Source organism: Jiangella muralis (genome assembly GCF_001270745.1).
GTDB lineage: Bacteria > Actinomycetota > Actinomycetes > Jiangellales > Jiangellaceae > Jiangella > Jiangella muralis.
The window spans coordinates 315,792-341,157 of the sequence record NZ_KQ434754.1 but is presented as its reverse complement, the minus strand read 5'-3'; the positions used below and the strand labels follow the sequence as shown (position 1 = coordinate 341,157).

Annotated in this window: 24 protein-coding genes; 17 read left to right on the top strand and 7 right to left on the bottom strand. The window is 72.7% G+C overall.

Annotation, left to right across the window (positions count from 1 at the left end):
• Positions 1–9: 9 nt before the first annotated feature.
• Entirely contained in the window at positions 10–837 is an 828-nt protein-coding gene (locus tag ACW62_RS09800) for a bifunctional 5,10-methylenetetrahydrofolate dehydrogenase/5,10-methenyltetrahydrofolate cyclohydrolase (RefSeq protein ID WP_053203902.1), read from the bottom strand.
• Positions 834–1,454 (bottom strand): cyclodeaminase/cyclohydrolase family protein, encoded by a 621-nt coding sequence (locus ACW62_RS09795; protein WP_053203901.1) that lies wholly within the window; start codon positions 1,452–1,454, stop codon positions 834–836. The genes ACW62_RS09800 and ACW62_RS09795 overlap by 4 nt, the downstream gene beginning before the upstream one ends.
• A gap of 188 nt (positions 1,455–1,642) precedes the next feature.
• Here ACW62_RS09795 and ACW62_RS09790 point away from each other — a divergent pair, with 188 nt between their 5' ends.
• The 4 genes from ACW62_RS09790 (at position 1,643) to ACW62_RS09775 (ending at position 6,535) form a co-directional block, all read left to right on the top strand.
• On the top strand, positions 1,643–2,683 hold the full coding sequence (locus ACW62_RS09790; protein ID WP_053203900.1) for a serine hydrolase domain-containing protein: 1,041 nt from the start codon (positions 1,643–1,645) through the stop codon (positions 2,681–2,683).
• Between the two features lie 343 nt (positions 2,684–3,026).
• Positions 3,027–4,556 (top strand): helix-turn-helix domain-containing protein, encoded by a 1,530-nt coding sequence (locus ACW62_RS09785; RefSeq protein WP_053203899.1) that lies wholly within the window; start codon positions 3,027–3,029, stop codon positions 4,554–4,556.
• A 67-nt stretch (positions 4,557–4,623) separates the two neighbouring features.
• Entirely contained in the window at positions 4,624–6,063 is a 1,440-nt protein-coding gene (locus tag ACW62_RS09780; RefSeq protein WP_053203898.1) for a DNA-3-methyladenine glycosylase 2 family protein, read from the top strand.
• Between the two features lie 10 nt (positions 6,064–6,073).
• Entirely contained in the window at positions 6,074–6,535 is a 462-nt protein-coding gene (locus tag ACW62_RS09775) for a methylated-DNA--[protein]-cysteine S-methyltransferase (protein ID WP_053203897.1), read from the top strand.
• A 1-nt stretch (position 6,536) separates the two neighbouring features.
• Here ACW62_RS09775 and ACW62_RS09770 read toward each other — a convergent pair whose 3' ends face one another.
• Entirely contained in the window at positions 6,537–6,860 is a 324-nt protein-coding gene (locus tag ACW62_RS09770) for a hypothetical protein (protein ID WP_053203896.1), read from the bottom strand.
• A 79-nt stretch (positions 6,861–6,939) separates the two neighbouring features.
• Here ACW62_RS09770 and ACW62_RS09765 point away from each other — a divergent pair, with 79 nt between their 5' ends.
• Together ACW62_RS09765 and ACW62_RS09760 are read left to right on the top strand one after the other, a co-directional pair.
• On the top strand, positions 6,940–7,722 hold the full coding sequence (locus tag ACW62_RS09765) for a DNA-formamidopyrimidine glycosylase family protein (RefSeq protein WP_053203895.1): 783 nt from the start codon (positions 6,940–6,942) through the stop codon (positions 7,720–7,722).
• A gap of 139 nt (positions 7,723–7,861) precedes the next feature.
• Positions 7,862–8,428, top strand: a complete 567-nt coding sequence (locus ACW62_RS09760; RefSeq protein ID WP_053203894.1) for a hypothetical protein — start codon at positions 7,862–7,864, stop codon at positions 8,426–8,428.
• Positions 8,429–8,540: 112 nt separating this feature from the next.
• Here ACW62_RS09760 and ACW62_RS09755 read toward each other — a convergent pair whose 3' ends face one another.
• A complete protein-coding gene (locus tag ACW62_RS09755; protein ID WP_053203893.1) occupies positions 8,541–8,996 on the bottom strand; it encodes a cytidine deaminase family protein in 456 nt (151 codons plus the stop codon).
• Positions 8,997–9,066: 70 nt separating this feature from the next.
• Here ACW62_RS09755 and ACW62_RS09750 point away from each other — a divergent pair, with 70 nt between their 5' ends.
• Both ACW62_RS09750 and ACW62_RS09745 read left to right on the top strand, forming a co-directional pair.
• A complete protein-coding gene (locus ACW62_RS09750) occupies positions 9,067–9,624 on the top strand; it encodes a TetR-like C-terminal domain-containing protein (RefSeq protein WP_053203892.1) in 558 nt (185 codons plus the stop codon).
• A 10-nt stretch (positions 9,625–9,634) separates the two neighbouring features.
• A complete protein-coding gene (locus tag ACW62_RS09745; RefSeq protein WP_053203891.1) occupies positions 9,635–10,333 on the top strand; it encodes a hypothetical protein in 699 nt (232 codons plus the stop codon).
• Here the strand turns inward: ACW62_RS09745 and ACW62_RS09740 are convergent.
• Positions 10,270–10,962: an EcsC family protein gene (locus ACW62_RS09740; RefSeq protein WP_053203890.1), complete on the bottom strand. Its 693-nt coding sequence runs from the start codon at positions 10,960–10,962 to the stop codon at positions 10,270–10,272. The two genes, ACW62_RS09745 and ACW62_RS09740, sit on opposite strands and share 64 nt — an antisense overlap.
• Positions 10,963–11,034: 72 nt before the next feature.
• On the opposite strand from ACW62_RS09740, the gene aat reads away from it, so the two are divergent.
• Positions 11,035–11,748, top strand: a complete 714-nt coding sequence (aat, locus tag ACW62_RS09735; RefSeq protein WP_053203889.1) for a leucyl/phenylalanyl-tRNA--protein transferase — start codon at positions 11,035–11,037, stop codon at positions 11,746–11,748.
• A 4-nt stretch (positions 11,749–11,752) separates the two neighbouring features.
• Positions 11,753–12,613, top strand: coding sequence for an Fpg/Nei family DNA glycosylase (locus ACW62_RS09730; protein ID WP_053203888.1), 861 nt, complete (start codon positions 11,753–11,755; stop codon positions 12,611–12,613).
• 4 nt (positions 12,614–12,617) lie between these two features.
• Here ACW62_RS09730 and ACW62_RS09725 read toward each other — a convergent pair whose 3' ends face one another.
• A complete protein-coding gene (locus ACW62_RS09725) occupies positions 12,618–13,244 on the bottom strand; it encodes an FMN-dependent NADH-azoreductase (protein ID WP_053203887.1) in 627 nt (208 codons plus the stop codon).
• 30 nt (positions 13,245–13,274) lie between these two features.
• Here ACW62_RS09725 and ACW62_RS09720 point away from each other — a divergent pair, with 30 nt between their 5' ends.
• The 7 genes from ACW62_RS09720 (at position 13,275) to ACW62_RS09690 (ending at position 23,493) form a co-directional block, all read left to right on the top strand.
• A complete protein-coding gene (locus tag ACW62_RS09720) occupies positions 13,275–13,904 on the top strand; it encodes a TetR/AcrR family transcriptional regulator (protein WP_157574575.1) in 630 nt (209 codons plus the stop codon).
• Positions 13,905–14,000: 96 nt separating this feature from the next.
• Positions 14,001–15,020: a LacI family DNA-binding transcriptional regulator gene (locus ACW62_RS09715; RefSeq protein WP_053203886.1), complete on the top strand. Its 1,020-nt coding sequence runs from the start codon at positions 14,001–14,003 to the stop codon at positions 15,018–15,020.
• 41 nt (positions 15,021–15,061) lie between these two features.
• Positions 15,062–16,732: a ribulokinase gene (gene araB / locus ACW62_RS09710; protein WP_053203885.1), complete on the top strand. Its 1,671-nt coding sequence runs from the start codon at positions 15,062–15,064 to the stop codon at positions 16,730–16,732.
• The gene (locus ACW62_RS09705; RefSeq protein ID WP_053203884.1) at positions 16,729–17,382 is read left to right on the top strand and encodes an L-ribulose-5-phosphate 4-epimerase; all 654 of its coding nucleotides are present in this window, start codon (positions 16,729–16,731) and stop codon (positions 17,380–17,382) included. The genes araB and ACW62_RS09705 overlap by 4 nt, the downstream gene beginning before the upstream one ends.
• Before the next feature lie 13 nt (positions 17,383–17,395).
• Positions 17,396–18,904 (top strand): L-arabinose isomerase, encoded by a 1,509-nt coding sequence (araA, locus tag ACW62_RS09700; protein WP_157574573.1) that lies wholly within the window; start codon positions 17,396–17,398, stop codon positions 18,902–18,904.
• A gap of 233 nt (positions 18,905–19,137) precedes the next feature.
• Complete coding sequence (locus tag ACW62_RS09695) at positions 19,138–22,218, top strand: beta-L-arabinofuranosidase domain-containing protein (protein ID WP_053203882.1); 3,081 nt, start codon at positions 19,138–19,140, stop codon at positions 22,216–22,218.
• A 72-nt stretch (positions 22,219–22,290) separates the two neighbouring features.
• Positions 22,291–23,493 carry a cytochrome P450 gene (locus tag ACW62_RS09690; protein ID WP_053203881.1) on the top strand — a complete coding sequence of 401 codons (1,203 nt, stop codon included), beginning with the start codon at positions 22,291–22,293 and terminating at the stop codon, positions 23,491–23,493.
• Positions 23,494–23,556: 63 nt separating this feature from the next.
• Here ACW62_RS09690 and ACW62_RS35165 read toward each other — a convergent pair.
• Positions 23,557–25,366, bottom strand: a 1,810-nt coding sequence (locus ACW62_RS35165; protein WP_205629250.1) for an OmpL47-type beta-barrel domain-containing protein, incomplete at its 5' end; no start/stop codon positions are given.

The window sequence follows — 25,366 nt, the reverse complement described above, 5'->3', positions numbered from 1 at the left end:
ATCCTTGACTCAGTCAACAACATTCTTCAGCAGCAGCGCGGTCGTCACCGGGCCGACGCCGCCGGGGACCGGGGTGAGGGCGGCCGCCACTTCGGCGACCGCGGGGTCGACGTCGCCGGCGAGGCCGCCGTCCGCCGTCGGGTTCGTGCCGACGTCGACGACGACGGCGCCGTCGCGGACGTGCTCGGGGGTGACGAGGTGCGTCCGCCCGACCGCCGCGACCAGCACGTCCGCCGTCGACGTCACCTCCGCGAGGTCGCGAGTGCGAGAGTGGCACACCGTCACCGTCGCGTCGCGGTCCAGCAGCAGGTGCGCCAGTGGTTTCCCGACCACCGCGGACCGGCCGACGACGACCGCCCGGGCGCCGGCGAGGCCGACGGCGTACTCGTCCAGCAGCGCGACGACGGCGGCAGCGGTGGCCGGCGCGTAGGCGGGCAGCCCTACGGCCAGCCGGCCGAGCGACACCGGGTTGGCGCCGTCGACGTCCTTGGCCGGTTCGATGGCGCCGGACACGTCCGCGAGCACGACGCCGGGCGGCAGCGGCGTCTGCAGCATGACGCCGTCGACGGCCGGGTCCGCGCTGAGGCCGGCGAGCCGGGCCGAGATGTCGTCCGCGGTCGCCGCCGTGCCGAGGTCGGCGACGTCGCAGTCGAGGCCCGCCTTGCCGGCGGCCGACGCGATGGAGCGGACGTACCAGGCGCTGGCCTCGTCGTCCGTCGCCGTGACGATGACCAGCCGGGCCGGGCGGCCCGCGTCGCGCCGGGCGGCGGCCCGCTCGGCGACCTCCGCACGGATGCGGGCGGCGAGGTCCGTCCCGGCCAGGCGCCGCGCCGTCACGCTCCGACCTGCCGGCGCACGTCGGCGGTGAGCTGGTCGGCCCGGGCCGCGAGGTCGTCGACCTCGCCCGCGGTGGCCGTCAGACGGTCGCGGACCGCCTGGTCCGTGACGCCGGCGAGGTTGATCTCGACGTTCAGCCGGGCCGTCGTGGCGGCGGCGCGGGCGGCCTCGGCGGCGGCCGCGACGTCCGTGACGACGTTCGGGTTGCCGACCGGCAGCAGTTCCTCGGCCATCGAGACCAGATGCGTCGCCGCGATGATGACGGCGGCCGGTGGCTCCGCGGCCGCCGCGAGCGCCGTCGCGATGGCCTCGGAGCGGGCCGCCTTCTGCTCGTCGGTCTCCTGCGGCAGCTGGTACGTCTCGGTGACCGCGAAGAACGCCTCGGCGTCGTCCTCGGCCAGCTCCAGCGCGTCGGTGCGCAGCGCGTCGGCCTTCACCAGCACCCGCTCGACGACGGCGGCGTGCTGCTCGTACTTCGGGCCGGTGCTGTAGCGGGCCACCATGGCGAGCAGCGCCGCCGACTGGGCCGCGTGCAGAGCCGCGACGGCGCCGCCGCCGGGGGCCGGCACCCGGGCGGCCAGGCTGTCCAGGAAGGCGCCGATGGTCTCGTCGCGCACAGGATCTCCTCGGGTCGGCTGGCTGGTCGCCGCACCCAGTCTCCCGCGTCACGACCGGGCGCCGCACGACGGGGCCGTCTCACCGTGTTCAGCAGATGAGACGAGTATCCCGGATCGGACCGGTTCGGGCCGATCATGAAGGAGTGGCGCGACCCCGGGCGCCACGACAACCGAACAAGGCGGCACCGATGACGAGAGCCATCGACCAGTTGCTGACTCACGCCGTGAACACCACCGTCCTGCCCGGAGCGGTCTGGGCCGTCGGCGACGCCGACGGCATCCGCGCCGAGGGCGCCCACGGGCTGCTCGACCCGGCGGCGCCGGACCGTCCGATGCGGCTGGACACCCTGTTCGACCTCGCCAGCCTCACCAAGATCGTCGCCGTGTGGTCGTGCGTCGGCACGCTCTGGGAGGACGGCACCCTCAACCTCGACCGCCCCCTCGTCGACTACCTGCCCGGCCTCGGCGGGTACGACCTCGCCGCCGTCACCGCCCAGCACCTGCTCACCCACACCGCGGGCGTCCCGTCGCGGGCCAACCTCGAGGCGCTCTACGGCACCGACCGCGCCGCCGTCGAACGCGGCATCCTGCGCGAACCGCTGGTCCACCGCCCCGGCGAGGTCGTCGAGTACACCGACCGCGCCGCCCTGATTCTCGGGATCCTCACCGAGCGGCTCACCGGGCTGCGGCTGGACGAGCTGAGCCGGGCCTGCGCGTGGGACGCGTTGCACATGGACGCCACCCGGTTCGGGCCCGTCCCCGCCGCCGAGGTCCCGAGGTGCGCTCCGACCGAGTTCGACGCCGCCGCCGGGCGGCACCTGCAGGGCACGCCGCACGACTTCTCCGCCCGGCTGCTCGGCGTCTGCGGCAGCGCCGGCGTCTTCTCCGTCGTCGCCGACCTCGGGGCGTTCCTGCGCTACCTGCTGGCACCCGACCAGGCGCCGCGGCGGCCGGGATTCGGGCCGGCGTGGATCAAGGAGTCGCTGAAGGTGCAGACCGGTGAACTGGCGCCGGCCCGCGGGCTGTTCTGGCACCCCGCGCCGACGCCGCCCGGCGTGGGCGGGCGGGACGTGTGGGCGCACTTCGGCTTCACCGGCACCGCCATGTGGGTGTCCGTCCGCCGCCGTCGCTGGGCGGTGCTGCTGACGAACAAGCTCTACTACACGCGCGACAGCCGGCCGATCCTCGACCTGCGCAAGGCGTTCTGCCGGTACGCGTTCGACCTCTGACCCCGGCGGCCCGTTCCATGATCATCAACCTTCCGTGTCGTGATAGCAGCCACAAAGGTTGATGATCATGGGAGCCGGCCGGAACCGGGTAGACGCGCGCGCCGTCTCAGAGCCGGGCCCATTCACGAGGCTCGGCCGTACGGATGGGCGGGTCGCGCCGGACGTGCGGTTCGCCCGGGTTCGAGGCGACAGCCGCCGCGCCGTCGGTTACGCTGCCGGCGGCTGCCGACAGTGTGGCGCAGACCTCACGACATGGATGAGAGCTCGCTCACGTCGCAACTTCTGGATACCAATGTGACGAATGTGGCAGCCGTTAACTCATACCTGAGATATCGTTCGGCTCGTGGCAGACGACTACCGCGGCCAGATCGGTCGCTTGATCCGTGACTCGCGGCAACACCGCGGTTGGACCCAGAGCCAGCTCGCCGACGCGCTCGGCACGAGCCAGAGCGCGATCCACCGCATCGAGCACGGGCAGCAGAACCTGAGCCTGGAGATGATCGCCCGCATCGGCGAGTCGCTGGACAAGCAGATCGTGTCGCTGGCGCCGCAGAGCCCGGTGCACCTGCGGGTCAGCGGCGGCCAGCAGCTGAGCGGCAGCATCGAGGTGCGGTCCAGCAAGAACGCGAGCGTCGCGCTGCTGTGCGCCAGCCTGCTGAACAAGGGGAAGACCACCCTGCGCGGCATCGCGCGCATCGAGGAGGTCAACCGCATCATCGAGGTGCTCGAGAGCATCGGCATCGGCACCCGCTGGCTGGGCGGGGGCCGCGACCTCGAGATCACGCCGCCGGAGCGGCTGGACCTCGACAGCATGGACGTCGAGTCGGCCCGGCGCACCCGCAGCGTCATCATGTTCCTCGGCCCGCTGCTGCATCGCGAGGTCCGCTTCAAGTTGCCCTACGCCGGCGGCTGCAACCTCGGCACCCGCACCGTCGACCCGCACATGTCGGCGCTGCGCCCGTTCGGCCTCGAACTGAAGGCGACCGGCGGCTACTACCACGCCGAGGTGGACCGGACGGTGTCACCCGGCCGGCCGATCGTGCTGATCGAGCGCGGCGACACCGTCACCGAGAACGCCCTGATGGCGGCCGCCCGCAACGACGGCGTCACCGTCATCCGCAACGCCAGCTCGAACTACATGGTCCAGGACCTGTGCTTCTTCCTGACGCGGCTGGGCGTGCGCATCGAGGGCATCGGCACGACGACGCTGACGGTGCACGGCATCCCGGACATCGACGTCGACGTCGACTACGCGCCGTCCGAGGACCCGATCGAGGCGATGAGCCTGCTGGCGGCCGCGATCGTGACGGGGTCGGAGATCACCGTCCGCAGGGCGCCGATCGAGTTCCTCGAGATCGAGCTGGCGCTGCTGGAGGAGATGGGCCTCGACTACGACCGCAGCGGCGAGTACGTCGCGGCGAACGGCGAGACCCGGCTGGTCGACCTGACGGTGCGCCCGTCGCAGCTGCGCGCGCCGCACGACAAGATCCACCCGATGCCGTTCCCCGGCCTCAACATCGACAACCTGCCGTTCTTCGCGCTGATCGCGGCCACGGCGAACGGCCAGACGATGATCCACGACTGGGTCTACGAGAACCGCGCGATCTACCTGACCGAGCTGACGAAACTCGGCGGCAACGTCACGCTGCTCGACCCGCACCGCGTGCTGGTGGAGGGCCCGACCCGGTGGTCCGGGACGGAGATCATCTGCCCGCCGGCGCTGCGCCCGGCCGTCGTCGTGCTGCTGGCGATGATGGCCGCGAAGGGCACGTCGGTGCTGCGCAACGTGTACGTGATCAACCGCGGCTACGAGGACCTGGCCGCCCGGCTGTCCGTCCTCGGCGCCCGCATCGAGGCGTTCCGCGACATCTGACCCAGGCCGGAACGGTCGTGTCCGATTCCCGCTAGTCACCGGCCCGCCGGCGGGCGAGACTAGAAGCATGTTGGACGAAGAGGCGTGCTACCGCGCAGTTCAGGGCCGTGATGCCCGGTTCGACGGCGTCTTCTACATCGGCGTCACGTCCACCGGCATCTACTGCCGTCCCAGCTGCCCGGCCATGACGCCGAAGCGCCAGAACGTGCGCTTCTACCGCACCGCCGCCGAAGCGCAGACGGCCGGCTTCCGGGCCTGCCGCCGCTGCCGTCCGGACGCGACGCCGGGCTCGGCGGAGTGGAACGTCCGCGCCGACGTCGTCGGCCGGGCGATGCGGCTGATCGCGGACGGCTTGGTCGACCGCGACGGCGTCGCCGGGCTGGCCGGGCGGCTCGGGTACAGCGAGCGCCAGGTGCACCGGACGCTGGTCGAGGAGGTCGGCGCCGGCCCGCTGCGGCTGGCCCGGTCGCAGCGCGCGCACACGGCGCGGACGCTGCTGGAGACGACGGAGCTGCCGGTCACCGAGATCGGGTTCGCGGCCGGGTTCGCCAGCATCCGCCAGTTCAACGACACGATCCGCGAGGTCTACGCGCTGACGCCGAGCGAGTTGCGCGGCAAGGCCCGGCGACGAGGGCCGACGGCGACGGCGGGCACGGTCGAGCTGCGGCTGGCGTACCGGCGGCCCGCGGACTTCCGCGGCGTGCTGGACTTCCTGGCGCTACGTGCGGTGCCGGGCATCGAGGAGGTCGACGGCGACACGTACCGGCGCAGCCTCACGCTGCCGCACGGCACCGGCGTCGCGGAGCTGACCCCGCGCGACGGCTGGGTGCAGGCGACGCTGCGGCTGGCCGACCCGCGCGACCTGACGGCGGCGGTGGCCCGCTGCCGCCGGGTGTTCGACCTCGACGCCGACCCGCAGGCGGTCGACGACCTGCTCGGCGCCGATCCCGCGCTCGGCCCGCTGGTGGCCGCGCGGCCGGGGACCCGGGTCCCGGGCACGGTCGACGGCGACGAGCTGGCGGTCCGCGGTGTGCTCGGCCAGCAGGTGTCCGTGGCCGCCGCGCGCACCGTCGCCGGCCGGCTGGTCGCCGAGCACGGCAAGCCACTCGACGCGCCGGTCGGCACCGTCACCCACGCGTTCCCGGCGGCGGCCGTGCTGGCCTCCGCCGACCCCGCGACGTTCCCGATGCCGGGCAGCCGCCAGCGCACGCTGCACGAGCTGACCAGCCGGCTGGCCGACGGCACGCTCTGCCTCGACCCCGGCGTCGACCGCGACGAGACCGAGCGGCTGCTGCTCGACGTGCCGGGCATCGGGCCCTGGACCGCTCGCTACGTGCGCATGCGGGCGCTGGCCGACCCCGACGTGTTCCTCCCGACCGACCTCGGCGTCAAGCACGCCATGGCCGGGCTCGGGCTGCCGTCCGACCCAAGGGCGGTGGCCGAACTGGCCGAGAACTGGCGGCCGTGGCGCTCGTACGCGCTGCTGCACGCCTGGTCGACACTCTGAAAGGCAGATCATGTACTGGACCACCATCGACAGTCCCCTCGGCACGCTCTGGATCACCGGCGACGGCGCCGCGCTGACCGGCCTCTACATGGAGCGCCCGGCCATGCTCGACCAGCCCGGCTGGATCGAGGACGACGCACCGTTCACCCCGGTGCGCGAGCAGCTGGACGCGTACTTCGCCGGCCGGCGGGAGGAGTTCGACCTCCCGCTGAGTCCCGTCGGCACGCCGTTCCAGCAGCAGGTGTGGGCGGCGCTGCGGGCGATCCCGTACGGCGAGACGCGCAGCTACCGCGAGATCGCCGAGCAACTGGGCCGCCCGACGGCGTCGCGGGCGGTGGGCGCCGCGAACGGCCGCAACCCGATCTCCGTCATCGTCCCGTGCCACCGCGTGGTCGGCTCGTCCGGCGTGCTGACCGGATACGCGTGGGGCCTGGAGCGCAAGCAGGCGCTGCTCGACCTGGAGACGCGGTAGGTCACCAGCTCCAGCCGTCGTGCCGGAGCGCGCTCTCGATCATCACCCGCCGGATGGCCGGGGGCGCGTCCGGCACCGGCAGCCCGGCCAGCCGCGCGGCGTCGAGCAACAGGTCGTCGTACGCGCGGGTGGCCGCGGTCAGGTGATGCGCACGGGCCCAGCGGCCCTGGTCGCGTTCGAGCCGGCGGATCTCGCCGCTGACGCGGGTGAGCCGCAGCTGCACCGTGAGCGTCTCGAACGGATCGGCGGCGACGGCGGGCGCGGCCCTGCCGCCGGGCCAGCGCCGGCGCAGTGCCCGGGTGACGTCGTGGAAAGGCGATTCCATCGTGGGCTCCTCACCAGCATCGTAGCCACCTGGCAGAGTGGTGACGAGGCATTTTCGGCGCCGTGTGCGAGGGTGGGGCATGCCCGAAGGCGACACCGTGTGGCTGGCCTCCCGGCGCCTGCACGACGCGCTGGCCGGCGACGTGTTGCTGCGCACCGATTTCCGCGTCCCGCGCCTGGCGACGACCGACCTGTCCGGACGTCCCGTCGTGGAGTCGGTGTCGCGCGGCAAGCACCTGCTGACCCGCATCGACGGCGGGCTGACGCTGCACACGCACCTGCGCATGGACGGCGCGTGGCGGGTGTTCGCGGCCGGGCAGCCGTGGCGGGGCGGGCCGGTGTTCCAGATCCGGGTGGTGCTGGCGACGGCGCGCTCCGAGGCCGTCGGGTACCGCCTGCCGGTGGTCGAGCTGGTCCGGACGAGCGCCGAGGCGGACGTCGTCGGCCACCTCGGTCCCGACCTGCTGGGCGCGGACTGGTCGGCGGCCGACGCGGTCTCGCGGCTGTCGCGCGACCCGTCGCGACCTCTGGGGGACGCGCTGCTGGATCAGCGGCTGCTGGCCGGCATCGGCAACGTCTACATGGCCGAACTGTGCTTCCTCGGCGGGGCGTCGCCGTACGCGCCGGTGTCCGCCGTCCCCGACCTCCCGTTCATCGTCGACGAGGCGCACCGGCTGCTGCACCTCGGCGTCCGGACCGGCCGCCAGGTGACGACCGGCGATCCGCGGCCGGGGCGCCAGCACTGGGTCTACCGCCGCGCCCGGCGTCCGTGCTGGAAGTGCGGCACCCTGATCCGCACCGGCTCGATCGGCACCGCACCGCGTGACCGGGTCGCGTTCTGGTGCCCGCGCTGCCAGCCGTGACCATGACGGCAGAGATGCGCCTGCGGCCCGCCACGCCGTAACCTTCATGCGTCGGCGGGGCGCCCATCACGTGTCGGAGAGTGCTGCGCATGCCCGTTCTCGCCCGCGCCGCTGATCGGACCTGCGCGGAGGGTCGCCCGTGACCGTGACGGCCTACGTCGACGAGTGCGAGGCCGTCCATCCTGGCCACACCTACAGCGTGGCGGCATCGCTGATCGGGGCCGACTCAGCCGACGAGGTTACCGACGCGATCAAGGCACTCGTGCTTCCCCGTTCCAGGAAGCTCCACTGGTATGACGAGCACAAGGTCGCACGCCGCACACTGCTGGCGACGACCGTCGCCGAACTGACCGGCGTGGAGCACATCGTCGTCGTTCTGGCCACGGCACCGGACGGGACTCGCCCGGAGCGGCGTCGGCGACATTGTCTGACCCGTCTGCTCCCTGAGTTGCGCGATCGCGGCGTCACGCAGGTGGTGGCCGAGGCCCGCGAATCCAAGCAGAACGCGCGCGACGTGGAACTGCTGCTGGCGTTGCGCAATCAGAAGTTGATCCAGGGCCCGTTCCGGCTGGACCACGTTCCGGGACCGTCGACTCCACTCCTGGCGGTCGCAGACATCGCAGTCGGTGCGGTCATGGCGGCCTACGCGGGCGATGCCACCTACCGGAAGATCCTCGACGACAAGATCGTCGAACTGGTGATCTGACCCTGGAACGCGAGAACCCGGGACCCCACTCCGAGCGGGACCTTCCCGGGTTCACTTCCGAGTCCACCGCAATGGACCGGCGACTTCACTATACCGTCGCGAGGCCGGTCCGTCAGCTCGTGAACCGGCCGGGGTCGTAGGCCTGCGTCCCACCGTCGACGGTCCACACCGCGGCCAGCGGCAGCAGTTCCTCGATCGGGACCGCACGCACCCCGTCCGCAGCCGGCAGCAGCACCCGGATCCCCGGGTGGTAGTCGAACAGGATCTGCCGGTCGCGGCCGCAGGGACCGACGACCCCGCGGCCGTGGTTGCCGACGGCGACGATCGACTCGATCCGGCGCGCGCCGTTCGCCCGGGCCGTACCGAGCGCGACCAGTTCGGCACATGGGCCACCGGTGAAGTGCCAGAGGTTGACGCCGACGTGGATGCGACCGCTCCCGTCGCGGACGGCCGCGCCCATCGTGTGGACGCCCGGCGCCTCGGCGGTGGCCGCGTCGGTGCTGGCGTCGATGGTCGCGGCGGCGGCGTCGATCAGCTCGCGATCGGCGTCGGTGAGGACGTGCGACATGGGTCGACTCTAGGCCGATTGACGTTCGAAGCTAAAGCGATTAGCTTTTTGGCTATGGAGATTCTCCACCGTGCCTAGGGCCGGGCTGTCGACCACGGCCGTCGTCGACGCGGCGCTGGCCGTCGTCGACGAGCAGGGGCTGGAGGCGTTGACGCTGACGGCGGTCGCGGCGCGCACCGGGGTGGCCGTGCCGTCGCTGTACAAGCACGTCGGCGGCCTTGGCGAACTGCGTGTCCGCGTCGGCGTGCGCGTGTTCGAGGAGACCGCCGAGCGGATGGCCGCCGTCGCGATCGGGCGCAGCCGCGACGACGCCGTCGCCGCGCTCATGCACGCCTACCGCGGCTACGTCCTCGACCACCCCGCCCGGTACGCCGCCATGGTGGCCGACCCGCTGCACGACCCCGCCTACGCCGCCGCCGGGACGAAGCTGCTGGAGGTGTTCTTCGCGGTGCTCGGCCACTACGGCTTGGACGGCGCCGACGCCGTGCACGCGGTGCGCCGGCTGCGCGCCGTCGTGCACGGGTTCGCCTCGATCGAGGCGGCCGGCGGGTTCGGGCTGGCCGAGGACACCGACGTCACGTACGGGCAGCTCATCGACATGTACCTCGCCAGCCTCCCCCGCTCCTGAAGGAGACCTCATGACCCCGTTCCGCAACCGGCTGGGCGCCGTCGCGCTCGCCGTCGCCGGCATCCTGTTCCTGCTCTACCCCGCGCTGCGCCCCTGGCACGACGAGGAGACGGCGGCCGGCGCGCTGGCGTCGATGGGCTCGAACGCCTGGGTCGCGTCGCACCTGTTCGCGATGATCGGCTTCGTCCTGGTGCCGTTCGGCCTGCTCGCGCTGCGCGACGTCGTGCGTGAGACCCGGGCGGAGCGGACGGCCGCCGCGGCGGTCGTCGTGTTCTGGATCGGCGCCGGGCTGACGCTGCCGTACTACGGCGCCGAGGACTTCGCGCTGCACGCCATCGCCCGCGAGGCGGCGGACGGGGCGGCGTTCGACCTGATCGAGCTGACCGACGCGGTGCGGAACGGGTCGGTGGCGATCACGACGTTCGGGGCCGGGCTGATCCTGCTGGGCGTCGGCGGTGTGCTGGCGGCGGTCGCCGTGTGGCGGTCGGGCGTGCTGGCCCGGTGGAGCGGCGTGCCGTTCGGCGCCTGCTTCGCGCTGTTCCTGCCGCAGTTCTTCACGCCGGCGGCCGGCCGCGTCGCCCACGGCGTCGTGCTGATGGCCGGGTGCGTGCTGATGGCGGCCGTGCTGTGGCGCGCCGCCGGGGGTCAGACCCGTTCGACGGTGACGTTGGCGGGGAACTCGCGGTCGGCGAACTTGCCGATGGCGTAGGTCGAGAACGCGTCGATGCCGGCGGCCACGGCGCCGCCGACCAGCGGCACCCGGCGCACCAGGGCCAGCGTGGCGTGCTTGCCGCCGATGCGGGCCACCAGCTGCGACGTGACGGCGGCGACGGCGCGCTCGACGACCGCGGGGTCGGGCTCGTTGATGCCGGTGGCGATGTCGAACGGCCGGCCCGGGAGGTCGCGACCGCGCAGGGCGTCTTCGACGCCGTCGCGGCCGAGCAGCGTGACCAGCGCCGCCGTGCGGACCCTCGGGTCGGCGACGTCGTAGCCGCGCAGGTGCGCGATGGTGGCGGCCATCCGCAAGTGCAGGACGGCGATGCCGGCGATGTTGGCCGGGATGGTCACCGGCATGGTGACGACGCCGCCGATGTTCGTGACGAAGCCCTGTACGCCGGCCAGCCGGACGTGCTGCTCGATGACGTCGCGGATGGCCCGCTCGACGTCGCCGCGCTTGTCGAGATGACGGCGGGCCGTTTCGCGGGCGCCCGGGAAACCGGGGAACCCCTCGATGGCCTTGGTCATGAACTGGTTCGCGCCCCGAGCGGCGACGAGGGGCGCGGCCCGGCGCGCCGCGGTCGTGCCCGCCCAGGTCCCGATGGTCCGTCGCACACCCATGTCACCACTGTACGTGCGGAGGACGCCGAGCGGATTACGCTGACGAAGGACCCCAACACCTAGGGAGGCCAGGTGCCCGTCGAGCCACCACCGACCCGATGGGAGCTGCCGAGCACGTCCGGCGACGACGACCTCGTCGCGTTCGGCGCCGACCTCGAGCCCGGGACGCTGCTCGCTGCGTACCGCAACGGCCTGTTCCCGATGCCGGTCGACCAGTTGCTCGGCCGGGCCACCGACCTCGCCTGGTGGTCGCCGAACCCGCGCGGTGTGCTGCCGGTCGGCGGGCTGAAGGTGTCGCGGTCGTTGCGGCAGTCGACGCACAAGTTCGAGGTCCGGGTCGACTCCGCGTTCGCCGAGGTCATCGAGGCGTGCGCCGATCCGTCCCGGCCCGGCGCGTGGATCAGCGACGACATCCGCCGCGCCTACGAGCGGCTGCACCGGCTCGGCTGGGCGCACTCGATCGAGGCGTGGACGCCGGACGGACGGCTGGCCGGCGGGCTGTACGGCGTCGCCATCGGCGGGCTGTTCGCCGGCGAGTCGATGTTCCACGCCCGCCAGCGGTGGGGACGCGACGCGTCGAAGGTCGCGCTCGTCGCGCTGGTCGAGATGATGCGCGCCGAGCACCCGGTCGGGCGGCTGCTCGACGTGCAGTGGGGCACCCGGCACCTCGCCAGCCTGGGGGTCGTCGAGATCGCGCGGCCCGAGTACCTCAGCCGGTTGCGCCGCGCGTTGGAACTGCCGCTGCCACCGGTGTTCGCCGAACGCTCCGCGCACAGGGCAAAATGAACGCATGCCCGAGCTGCCCGAGGTCGAAGCGCTCGCGGCCTTCCTTCGTGAGAAGGCCGTGGGCAAGGTGGTCACGCGTGTCGACGTCGCCGCCATCAGCGTGCTCAAGACGTTCGACCCGCCGGTCACGGCGCTGGGCGGGCTCACCGTCACCGGCATCGCCCGGCACGGCAAGTTCGTCGACCTCGACTGCGACGGCGTCCACCTCGTCATCCACCTGGCCCGGGCCGGCTGGCTGCGCTGGAGCGACGCGCTGTCGCCGAAGCCGCCGAAGCCGGGTGGCCCGCTCGCGCTGCGGGTCCACCTGAACGACGAGTCCGGGTTCGACCTCACCGAGGCCGGCACCCGCAAGCGGCTGGCCGTCTACGTCGTCCGCGACCCCGCCGACGTGCCCGGCGTCTCCCGTCTCGGCGTCGACCCGCTCTCCGGCGAGTTCACCGTCGACCGGCTGCAGCAGATCCTCACCAAGGCCGGTCGGGCCCAGATCAAGGGCGTGCTGCGCGACCAGGCGGTCATCGCCGGCATCGGCAACGCCTACTCCGACGAGGTGCTGCACGCCGCGAAGCTGTCGCCGTTCCAGCCCGCGTCGGCGCTCGACGCCGACGGCGTCGCCAACCTGCACGCCGTCATCGTCGACGAGCTGGCGACGGCGCTGAAGCGGGCCGAAGGGCTGGCCGCGAAGGACCTCAAGGACAGCAAGCGCACCAACCTGCGGGTGCACGGCCGGGCCGGCGAGACCTGCCCGGTCTGCGGCGACGTCGTCCGCGAGGTGTCGTTCGCCGACTCCTCGCTGCAGTACTGCGCCACCTGCCAGACCGGCGGCAAGATCCTCGCCGACCGGCGCATGTCCAAGCTGCTCAAGTAGGTCGTCAGAACCCGGCGGCCACGGCGCGGGCCGCCTCTCGCGCGGCCGTCCGGCCGGCTGCGACGTCGCCCGTCGCAGCGTCCGGGCGTAGCGCGATCGTCTCAACGTCGGCCACCCCGGCCCAGCGCAGCCAGCCCTCCAGGTACGACGTCTGGAAGTCCGACCCGAACGCCGGGCCGCGGCCGGGCGCGTAGACGGCGCTGGAGTAGACGACCGCCGCCTTCTTGCCCCGCAGCAGCCCGCGGTAGCCGCTGGCCGGGTCGAACGCGAACACCAGGCCCGGCTGGCTGACGACGTCGATGAACTGCTTCAGCACGTACGGCACGCCGTGGTTCCACATCGGGACGCTGAACAGGTAGTGGTCGGCGGCGTCGAAGCGGGCGAACGCCGCGGTGACGTCGCGCCACACGTCGCGCTGCGTGGCGTCGAGGTCCTGGCCGGCGAAGACCGCCATCTTCGCGTGCGCGGCCGTCGGCCCGAACTCCGGCAGCGTGCCGTCCCAGAGGTCCCAGTGGGCGATCCGGTGCTCCGGGTGGGCCTCGCGATAGGCCGCGAGGAAGTCGTCGGCCAGCAGCAGCGACTCGGAGACGGCGCCGCGCGGCGAGGCGGAGAGGTGCAGCAGGGTGGGCATGGCGAGTCCTTTCTGGACTACAGTCCGGTTGTGTCCAGTGACAAGAGCGGACCACAGTCCGTTTATTCCGGGCTGGTCGAGCTGCAGTCGGCGCCGCCACCGAGGGAGCGTGCCGACGCCGCCCGCAACCGGGCCGCCGTCCTCGACGCGGCCGCCCGCCTGTTCGCCGACCGCGGCGTCGACGGCGTGACGATGGACGCGGTCGCGGCGGCGGCCGGGGTCGGCAAGGGCACCGTGTTCCGGCGGTTCGGCGACAAGTCCGGGCTGGCGGTCGCGCTGCTGGACGAGCGGGAGCGCGAGCTGCAGGAGGCGATCCTGTTCGGCCCGGCGCCGCTGGGTCCCGGAGACGGCGCCGGCGCCGCGCCGGGCGAGCGGTTGGCTGCGTTCGTCGAGGCGTACCTGGACTACGCGCTGGGCCACCTCGACCTGCTGCGGATGTCCGAGACGGCGTCGCCGGGGGCGCGGTACCGGATCGGGGCCTACCGGTTCTGGCACCGGCACGTGACACTGCTCCTGGCCGCGGCCCGGCCGGACGCCGACGCGGAGGCGCTGGCGCACGTCACGCTGGCGCCGCTGGCCGCCGAGCACCTGCGCGCGATGGTCGCCGAGGTCGGCGTCGAGCGCACGCGAGCCGCCGTCCACGCCGCCCCCGCCCCATGATCATCAACCTTTTGTGTCGCCTGGACAGGACGGAAGGTTGATGATCATGGGCGAGGCGGGTTGTTAGCGCTCACACCGGGCGGGTACGGTGTCCCGATGGAGCGGAGCCCGGTGATGGCCGACGTCGCGCGCATCGCGGGCGTCTCGCACCAGACGGTGTCCCGCGTCCTGAACCACCACCCCAACGTCCGCCCGGGCACCCGCGACCGCGTCCTCGCGGCCATCGAGGAGCTCGGCTACCGCCGCAACCTGTCCGCCCGAGCGCTGGTCACCCGGCGCACCAACACGCTCGGCGTGGTCGCGTTCGACACCACGCTGTACGGGCCGGCCAGCACGCTGTTCGGCCTCGAGCAGGCGGCCCGCGACGCCGGGTACTTCATCAGCATCGTCAGCCTGAAGACCATCAACCGGAAGACCGTCGGCGAGGCGCTGGACTACCTCGCCGCGCAGGCGGTCGACGGGCTGATCGCCATCGCACCGCAGGTCGAGGCCGCGGCCGCCGTGTCCGCGCTGCAGGGCCACGTGCCGGTGGTGGCGGTCGAGGGCGGCGAGGCCGACGGCATGCCGGTGGTCGCCGTCGACCAGACGCGCGGGGCCGAGCTGGCCACCCGGCACCTGCTCGGCCTCGGTCATCGCACCGTCTGGCACGTCGCCGGTCCGGCCGACTGGCTGGAGGCCGAGGGCCGGCGACGCGGCTGGCAGCGCACCCTCGAGGCCGCCGGCATCGCGCTCCCGCCGGTCGTCGAGGGCGACTGGAGCCCTCGCGCCGGCTACACGGCCGGCCGGCGCATCGCCAATGCCGCCCGCACGGGCCGGGCCACAGCGGTGTTCGTCTCCAACGACCAGATGGCGCTCGGCCTGCTGCGCGCGCTGCACGAGGCCGGCGTCCGGGTTCCGCAAGACGTCAGCATCGTCGGCTTCGACGACATCCCGGAGGCGGAGTTCTTCACGCCGCCGCTGACCACCATCCGGCAGGACTTCGCCGAGGTCGGCCGCAAGAGCATCGCGCTGCTGCTTGACCTCATCGAGACCGGGCCGCGGCCCGAGACCGAGCGCATCGTCGTCGCGCCGGCCCTCGTCGTCCGCGCCAGCACCGCCCCACCGGCCACCACCTGACCACCCGAACCGCCGCCCCACACCGCACCAGGGAGTCACTTGTGAGCGATAACATCGACGGCGCGGTCGTCGTCGGCGTCGATTACGGCACGCTGTCCGGCCGGGCCGTCGTGGTCCGCGTCTCCGACGGCGCGGAGCTCGGCAGCGCCGTGCACGCGTACCCGCACGGCGTCGTCGACCGCGTGCTGCCCGGCACCGGCGAGCAGCTGCCGCCGGACTGGGCGCTGCAGGTCCCGTCCGACTACATCGACGTGCTGAAGACCACCGTTCCCCAGGCGGTGGCCGAGGCCGGCGTCGACCCGGCGAACGTCATCGGCATCGCCACCGACTTCACCGCCTGCACGATGGTCCCGACGCTGGCCGACGGCACGCCGCTGAACGAGCTGCCGCAGTACGCCGGGCGCAAGCACGCCTACGTGAAGCTGTGGAAGCACCACGCCGCCCAGCCGCACGCCGACCGCATCAACGCGCTGGCCGCCGCGCGCGGCGAGGCGTGGCTGCCGCGCTACGGCGGGCTGATCTCGTCGGAGTGGGAGTTCGCCAAGGGCCTGCAGCTGCTGGAGGAGGACCCCGAGGTCTACGCGGCTACCGAGCGCTGGGTCGAGGCCGCCGACTGGATCGTCTGGCAGCTCTGCGGCAGTTACGTCCGCAACGCCTGCACCGCGGGCTACAAGGGCATCCGGCAGGATGGCGGCTACCCGTCGCGCGAGTTCCTGGCCGCGCTGAACCCGGCGTTCGCCGGGTTCGTCGACGACAAGCTGGACCAGCCGATCGGCCAGCTCGGCGACCGCGCCGGCGGGCTGACGGCGCAGGCGGCGGCCTGGACGGGGCTGCCCGAGGGCATCGCGGTCGCCGTCGGCAACGTCGACGCGCACGTGACGGCGCCGGCCGCGCAGGCGGTCGAGCCGGGCCAGATGGTCGCGATCATGGGCACGTCCACCTGCCACGTCATGAACGGCGACGTGCTGCGCGAGGTGCCGGGCATGTGCGGCGTCGTCGACGGCGGCATCATCGCCGGGCTGCAGGGCTACGAGGCCGGGCAGAGCGGCGTCGGCGACATCTTCGGCTGGTTCGTGGACAGCTCGGTCCCGGCGAGCTACGTCGCCGCGGCGGCCCAGCGCGGCGTGGGCGTCCACGAGTACCTGACCGAGCTGGCCGCCGTGCAGCGGGTCGGCGAGCACGGGCTGGTCGCGCTGGACTGGCACAGCGGCAACCGCTCGGTGTTGGTCGACCACGAGCTGTCCGGCGTCGTCGTCGGCCAGACGCTGGCCACGAAGCCCGAGGACGTCTACCGCGCGCTGATCGAGGCGACGGCGTTCGGCACCCGCACCATCATCGAGACGTTCACCGCCTCCGGCGTCCCGGTGACCGAGCTGATCATCGCCGGCGGCCTGCTGAAGAACCGGCTGCTCATGCAGATCTATGCCGACGTCACCGGGCTGGAGCTGAGCGTCATCGGGTCCGAACAGGGCCCGGCGCTGGGCTCGGCCATCCACGCCGCGGTCGCCGCCGGCGCCTACCCCGACGTGCGGGCCGGCGCGGCCGCGATGGGCAACGTCGAACGCGGCGTCCACCGGCCCGATCCGGACAACCAGAAGACCTACGACGCGCTGTACGCCGAGTACGTCACGCTGCACGACCACTTCGGCCGCGGCGGCAACGACGTCATGCACCGGCTGCGGGCGCTCAAACGCGCGGCGGTGGCCCGATGACCACCATCGACGAGCTGCGCCGCACGGTCTGCGACCTGCACGCCGAGCTGACCCGCAACGGCCTGGTCAGCTGGACGGCGGGCAACGTGTCCGCCCGGGTGCCGGGCGCGGACCTGTTCGTCATCAAGCCGTCCGGGGTGTCCTACGACGACCTCACGCCCGAGTCGATGGTCGTCTGCGACCTCGACGGCACGCCGGTCGACGGCGACTTGTCGCCATCCAGCGACACCGACGCGCACGCCTACGTCTACCGGAACCTGCCGGAAGTCGGCGGCCAGGTGCACACGCACTCGACGTACGCGACGGCATGGGCCGCGCGGGCCGAGCCGATCCCGTGCGTCCTGACCGCGATGGCCGACGAGTTCGGCGGCGAGATCCCGGTCGGCCCGTTCGCCCTGATCGGCGACGACTCGATCGGCCGCGGCATCGTCGAGACGCTGAAGGGGCACCGCTCGCCGGCCGTGCTGATGCGGAACCACGGCGTGTTCACCATCGGCAAGGACGCCCGGGCTGCCGTCAAGGCCGCGGTGATGTGCGAGGACGTCGCCCGGACGGTGCACGTCACGCGGCAGCTGGGCGAGCCGGTGCCGATCCCGGCGGAGGACATCGACCGGCTCTACGACCGATACCAGAACGTCTACGGGCAGTGACGAGGAGATGACGATGGACGACGTGTTCGGTCAGCGCGAGATCTGGTTCCTCACCGGGAGCCAGGGGCTGTACGGCGAGGACACGCTGCGGCAGGTGGCCGAGCAGTCGCAGGAGGTCGCCCGCGCGCTCGACGAGGCGGACGACATCCCAGTGCGCGTGGTGTGGAAGCCGGTGCTCACCTCGGCCGACGCGATCCGCCGGGTCGCGCTCGAGGCGAACGCCGACGACGCCTGCGTGGGCCTGATCGCGTGGATGCACACGTTCTCGCCGGCGAAGATGTGGATTGCCGGACTGGACGCGCTGCGCACGCCGCTGCTGCACCTGCACACGCAGTCGAACCGGTCGTTGCCGTGGGCCGAGCTGGACATGGACTTCATGAACCTCAACCAGGCCGCGCACGGCGACCGCGAGTTCGGCTACATCCAGTCCCGCCTCGGCGTCGCCCGTTCGAGCGTCGCCGGGCACGTCAGCGACCCCACGGTCGCGCGCCGGGTGGCCGACTGGGTGCGCGCCGCCGTCGGCTACGCCGAGGTGCATTCGCTGCGGCTGGCCCGGTTCGGCGACAACATGCGCGACGTCGCGGTCACCGAGGGCGACAAGGTCGAGGCGCAGCTGCGGCTGGGCGTCTCGGTCAACACGTACGGCGTCAACGACCTCGTCGCGGTGGTCGACGCCGCCACCGACGCCGACGTCGACGCGCTGGTGGCGGAGTACGACGACGCCTACGACCTGGTGCCGGACCTGCGCAAGGACGGCGACCGGCGCGAGTCGCTGCGCTACGCCGCCCGCATCGAGGCCGGGCTGCGCACGTTCCTCACCGACGGCGGCTTCCGCGCGTTCACGACGAACTTCGAGGACCTCGGCGGGCTGCGCCAGTTGCCGGGCCTGGCGGTGCAGCGGCTGATGGCCGACGGCTACGGCTTCGGCGGCGAGGGCGACTGGAAGACGTCGGTACTGCTGCGGACGGTGAAGTCGATGGCCGCCGGGCTGCCGGGCGGCACGTCGTTCATGGAGGACTACACGTACCACTTCGGGCCGGGCGAGCCGAAGATCCTCGGCGCGCACATGCTGGAGGTCTGCCCGTCCCTCGCGGCGGCGACGCCGTCGTGCGAGATCCACCCGCTGGGCATCGGCGGCCGCGAGGACCCGGTCCGTCTGGTGTTCGACGCCGCCCCCGGCCCGGCCGTCGTGGTCGGCATGGCCGACGTCGGCGAGCGGCTGCGGCTGGTGGCCAACGAGATCGACGTCGTGCCGCCGGACGAGCCGCTGCCGAACCTGCCGGTGGCGCGGGCCGTGTGGAAGCCGCGGCCGGACCTGTCCACGTCCGCCGAGGCGTGGCTGACCGCCGGCGGACCGCACCACACCGTGCTGTCGCAGGCCGTGGGGTCGGAGGTGCTCCACCTGTTCGCCGACATGGTCCGTACCGAGCTGCTGGTCATCGACGCCGGCACCACGAGCCGTCAGTTCGCCAAGGAGCTGCGCTGGAACCAGGCCTACCACCGCCTGGCCCAGGGATTCTGACGCTCGCCCGAGGCCGCTGGTCGTCGCGCTGACCAGCGGCCTCGGCAATGAGACGCCCACCACATTTCATGTCAAATGTGGCATAGTACCCACACACACTGCCGCCGCCGCACCCGGTCACGCGGTGCGAGACGAGGAGGACCACCAGCTCATATTGTTACCGGGAACACCCATTGACTGGGGGTTCTCGGTCCCCGTCCAGTGCCGATCTCGCAATGAAGGGAAGACGGAGCATGACAATCGAGAAGCCAGGCCTGAGCCGCCGCACGTTCGTGCGCGCCTCCGCCATCGGCGCGGCCATGGTCGCCGCGCCGACGGCCCTCCCCGCTGCCGCCGCCGCGGCGCAGTCCAACGGCGCGGCCGCCGCCGCGACCGGCGGAGCCCCGTACGTCGGCGCCGGCAGCAACGCCCCGGTGCGGCCGTTCTGGCCGAACGACGTCGACCTGGGGCCGGGTCTGCTGCAGGAGAAGCGCGACCGGATGAAGGCGTTCCTGCAGACGTTCGACGAGCGGCGCTTCCTCGTGCTCTTCAACAACCAGGCCGGCCGGCCGAACCCGTCCGGTGTGTCGACGCCCGGCGGCTGGGAGGACGGCGGCCTGCTCAGCGGGCACTGGGCCGGCCACTACCTGAGCGCGCTCGCGCAGGCCTACGCCGACCAGGGCGAGCAGGTCTTCAAGACCAAGCTGGACTGGATGGTCACCGAGCTCGCCGCCTGCCAGGCCGCCATCACCGCGCGGATCGACGACCCGGACGAGCCGGAGGAGCCCGAGGAGCCGGTCATCGGCCGCGTCCCGGGCCGCTTCGGCAACGGCCTGCGGCTGGGCGGCGACAGCTCCGCCCAGCACGTGCGGCTGCCCCAGGAGGCGGTGTCGCAGCTCACCAACTTCACGGTCGCGACCTGGGTCAACCTCGCCGCGGCGCAGAGTTGGAGCCGGGTCTTCGACTTCGGCACCGGCACGTCGGTGAACATGTTCCTGACCGCCCGTGCCAGCGGCAACCTGCCCCGGTTCGCCATCACCACCAGCGGCAGCGGCGGTGAGCAGCAGATCAACGGCACCGCGCAGATACCGACCGGCCAGTGGGTACACCTGGCCGTCACGCTCGCCGGGACCGTCGGCACGCTCTACGTCAACGGCGCGGTCGCCGGCACCAACACGAACATGACGCTGAACCCGACCAACCTCGGCGTCCCGGGCAACGTCTGGATCGGGCGGTCCCAGTACGGCGACCCGATGCTCAACGCGACGATCGACGAGTTCCACATCTTCGACCGCGCGCTGACCGCCGCCGAGGTCCAGTCGCTGCAGACCTCGGCCGCCGGCAGCACGGGCGGCGGCAACATCGCCTGGTACCGCTGCGACGAGACCGAGGGCGCGACGCTGCAGGACGCCTCGCCGAACGGGCGCGCCGCCGGCATCGTCCCAGTGCCCAGCGGGAACGAGCCGCTGTGGACGCCGGTCTACCCCGGCTACCTGGGCGCGATCCCCGAGGACGCGGTCATCCGGCTGGCGCCGCCGCGGTTCGCCGTCTACGGCGGCAACCTCGCCACCAACGTGTGGGCGCCGTGGTACACGCAGCACAAGATCATGCGCGGCCTGCTGGACGCGTACTACCTGGCCGGCAACCAGACCGCCCTCGACGTCGTCACGAAGATGGCGAACTGGGCGCACCTCGCGCTGACCGTCGGCGACAAGAACCACCCGCAGTACACCGGTCCGATCACCCGCAGCGACCTCAACTACATGTGGGACACCTACATCGCCGGCGAGCTCGGCGGCGCCAACGAGATCTTCCCGGAGATCTACGCGCTGACGAATGACGAGCGGCACCTCGAGACCGCCAAGCTGTTCGACAACCGCGAGTCGCTGTTCGACGCGGCCGTCGAGGACCGCGACATCCTGGTGGTGACGAACCCGAGCCAGATCGGCCGCCGCCGGCCGGCCCGGCTGCACGTCAACATGCACGTGCCGAACTTCACCGGGTATCTGCGGATCTTCGAGCAGACCGGCGACCAGGACTACTTCGACGCGGCGAAGCACTTCTTCACCTGGATCGTCCCGCACCGCATGTTCAGCCACGGCGGCACCGGCGGCAACTACCCGGGCTCCAACAACAACATCGAGATGTTCCAGAACCGGGACAACATCGCCAACGCGATCGCCCAGGGCGGCGCGGAGACGTGCTCGATCTACAACGTGTCCAAGCTGGCCCGGAACCTGTTCTTCCACACCCAGGACCCGGCCTACATGGACTACTACGAGCGGGCCGTCTTCAACCAGATCGCCGGCTCGCGGGCCGACACCACCAGCACCAGCAACCCGCAGGTGACCTACTTCCAGCCGCTGACGCCGGGCGCGAACCGGTCGTACGGCAACTCCGGCACCTGCTGCGGCGGCACCGGCGTCGAGAACCACACGAAGTACCAGGACACCGTGTACTTCAAGTCCGCCGACGGCTCCGCCCTCTGGGTCAACCTGTTCGTGCCGTCGACCGTGACCTGGGCCGAGAAGAACCTCGTCGTATCGCAGGAGACGGCCTTCCCGCGCCAGGACAGCACCCGGATCACCGTCCGGAGCGGCGGCGGCCTGTTCGACCTCAAGCTGCGCATCCCAGCCTGGGCGACGACGGGCTACACGATCCGCGTCAACGGCCGTCCGGCGCCGATGCAGCCGGCCGACCCGGGCAGCTACGCGACGATCCGCCGCACCTGGCGGCCCGGTGACGTCGTCGACGTGACGCTGCCGTTCAGCATCCGGATCGAGCGGGCCATCGACCGGCCGGACACCCAGTCGATCATGTGGGGCCCGCTGCTCATGCCGATCCTCGGCAACCCCGGCGGCGGCACGTACCGCGAGCTGACGCTGTACTCGCAGCTCAAGCTGGACGGCGACTACTCGCGCACGGCCATCACCTCGGCCGGCCGGAGCGCCGCGGGCGACCAGCTGTTCACGACGCACGGGTTCGACCTGCGCCCGTGGTACGTCGGCGACACCCAGGCGCACTCGGCATACTTCCGCCGGGTGGAGCCGTCGATCGTGTTCGGCAGCGCCGACACCGGCGTCCCGAACGTGAAGCGCGACGACGGCCTGCCGCACTACGACGTCCCCGTCACCGGCATCCCGCAGCCGGGCACCGACGGCCTGACCTTCCTGGACGTCGTGTGGGACCACGCGCCGTTCGCGAACCACGGCGCGTTCGTCTCGACGGTCGCCCGGACCGCCGCGGAGTTCGTCGCGAACGGGCTGCTGACCGACGAGCAGAAGGACACCGTGGTCTCGGCCGCCGCGAACGCCCGGACCGAACTGGCAGTCTGACGCTCACCCCGGCCCGCCGGCCGGTCGACGTGACCGGCCGGCGGGTCACCACCGCACCGGAGGACGGCGCCCGTGATCGACGACTTCAGGCCGATGGAGCTGTGGGAGCCCGAGACCCGACGCGACCCGCACGCCTTCTACGCCCGCGTACGCGCCGCCGGCACGCCCGTCCCGCAGTACGACCCGGCCGGCAACCGGTTCTGGATCGTCGCGCGGCACGCCGACGTGCTGGCCGGCCTGCAGCACCCGGACATCGGCCACGAGGTGCACCGGCACCAGGAGCCGGACCTGTCGCCGTCGCCGTACCCGCCCAGCGAGACCGAGCGGATCTCGTCCCGGCAGCTCATCGCGCTGGACCCGCCCGACCACACCCGGCTGCGACGGCTGGTCAGCACCGCGTTCACCGCCCGCACGGTGGCCCGCCTGGAGGACTGGATCGCCGGCGTCGCGGCCGAGCTCGTCGCGCACGTGCGCCGGCTGGGCCGGTTCGACGCCGTCACCGACCTCGCCGACCCGCTGCCCGTCAACGTCATCGCCCAGCTGGTCGGCGTGCCGGACGAGGACCGGGCCCGGTTCCGGGACTGGTCGGCGACGATCGTCTCCGCGTCCGACTACGACGGCTCCGCCACGCTGGCGTTCGCCGCGTACGTCGACGAGCTGGCTGCACGGCGCCGGGCCGAACCGCGCGACGACCTGATCTCCGGGCTGGTCGCGCTGGAGGACGGCGGCGACGCGCTGGACCGCGACGAGCTGGTCGCGATGGTGCAGCTGCTGCTGATCGCCGGCCAGGAGACGACGGTCGACGTCATCGCCAACGCGCTGCGGCTGCTGCTCACGCATCCCGAGCAGTGGGACGACCTGCGCGCCGACCCGTCGCTGGCGGGCGCCGTCGTGGAGGAGACGCTGCGCTTCCGCGGGCCGGTCGAGATCGTGCCGCCGCGGTTCACGTTCCGCGAGCTGGACCTCGCCGGCGGCACGCTCCCGGCGTTCGAGCGGGTCGGCCTGTCGCTGTGGGGCGCCAACCGCGACCCCGAGGTCTTCTCCCACCCCGACGTGTTCGACGTGCACCGCGCCGACGTCGCCGGTCACATCGCGTTCGGGTACGGGAGCCACTTCTGCCTGGGCGCCTCGCTGGGCCGGCTGGAGGCCCGGCTCATGCTCGAGGCGGTCGCCCGCGAGCTGCCGGACCTGCGGCTGGCCGACGGCGCCCCGGACGACGTCCGCCTGCACCACGGCGGGGTGCTGCCCCTCCAAGTCGGCTCGCCGGCCGGCTGATCCGTTCTGACGTGTTGACACCAGCGCCAACCATTGGCGCCGGTGTCAACACGCGCGAACACGTCAGCCGCAGGTCGTGCCCTGGTACGCGGCGACGACCTCCGAGGTCACCTGCTCACCCTCGACGGTGCCGGTGGCTTCGACCGTCACCTCGCCCGCGGGGATCTGCGCCGTCCGCGCCGCGAGGGACTGAGAGACGACCCGCCCGGGCTCGACGTCGCGGAACGAGCGGATGCCGTAGGGCGTCTCGATCCGGACGTCGATGGGCGCGTCGTGGTCGTTGGTGACCCGCACCGCGATGAAGCCCGTGCGACCCAGGCAGCGGGTCTCGGCCTGGACGGTGACCGGCACCACCGGGCCGACGCCCGGGTCGTCCGCGAACACCCGCCACTCCGTCGCCGCGACCGCGGAGAACGTCGTGCCGTTGCCGTTCGCGGCCAGCGTCGCGCGCAGCCGGTCGGTGGTGACCGGCGCGAAGGTGACGGTGTTGAACGCCGTCGTGCTGGTGCCGTAGCCGGACGGCTCCGCGACGTCGACCCAGGCGGCGCCGTCCCAGTACTGCAGGACCCAGGCGTCCGGCTCGGCCACGCCGTCGCCCGTCCCCTTGGGCTGGTCGCGCCAGAACTTGATCTCGGCACTCGTCAGCCGGATCGGCCGCGCCCACGTGTACTGGGCCCACTGGGACGCGGGCCGGGTGCCCGACCACGTGCCCCAGAGCTGAGCCTGGCTCGGGTTCGCCGGGTCGAGGCCGTCGTTGAGCGCCCCGACGGCGTTCCAGCCGGCCGTGTACGACGCCGCCGCGGTGCCCAGCGGCGCGACGTTGCCGGTCAGCGGCCCGGAGATGTCGGCCGGGAGCACCGCCGACCGGGTCGTCTCCACGTTGCCCGCGACGTCGGTCGCGCGGAAGAACACCTGGTGCCGCTGGGTGTCCGGCGCCTTGACCGGACGGCCCTCGTACGGTGTCCAGACCCCGCCGGTGTCGATGGCGTACTCGATGCGGGCCAGGCCGGACGTGGCGTCGGTCGCCGAGATCGTCACGGAGCGGCGGGCTCCGTCGACGGTCCCGGTGCTGGCCGGCGCGACCCGGTCGATCCGGACGGCGAGGCTCGCGTCGTCCGACTCGTTGCCCGCCCGGTCGGTGGCCGTCGCGACGACGGTGTGCTGTCCGTCGCCGGTGACCGTGACGTCGGTGTATCGCACCGGGCCCGCGGTCACGGGCGTGCCGCCGTCCACCGCCGCCTCGATGGTGACCCGGCCGCCGCGGTCGTCGGCGCCGGCGACGCGTACCCGCACGTCGGACCGGAACCACCCGGCGCTGCCCGCGCTGCCGCTCGGCGTCAGCGTGACCACCGGCGGCGTTTCGTCGCCCGCGGTGTCGCCCGGGTCGATGACGGTGACCTGCGCCGTCACCCGCCCGCCGGCGTAGCCGAGCACCGAGCCCGCGACGGTGAGCGTTCCCGGCGCGGCGACGTCGGCCGGCTCCAGCGGGTCCCAGAACGCCGGGATCTGCAGCGTCTCACCGGACGACGGGAAGGTCACCGGCACCGTGCCGGGCAGCTCGGTCTCGTCCACCTCGACGACGAGCGACGGCGGCGGCACCGACGCGGGCTGCTCGGCCAGCACGTTCCACTCCTCGACCGCGACGGCCGAGTACGTGCTGCCGTTGGTGGAGGCGTCGAACACCGCCCGCACCTGCGTCGTCGTGACCGGGTCGAACGTGGTGTCCTGGAACCCGTTCGTCGCGGTGCCGTAGCCGCTGGGGTTCGGCACGTCGCGCCAGGCGTCGCCGTCCCAGTACTGGATGCGCCACGACGCGGGCGCCGCGACGCCGACGCCGCTGCCCTGCGGCTGGTCGTTCCAGAACTCGATCCGC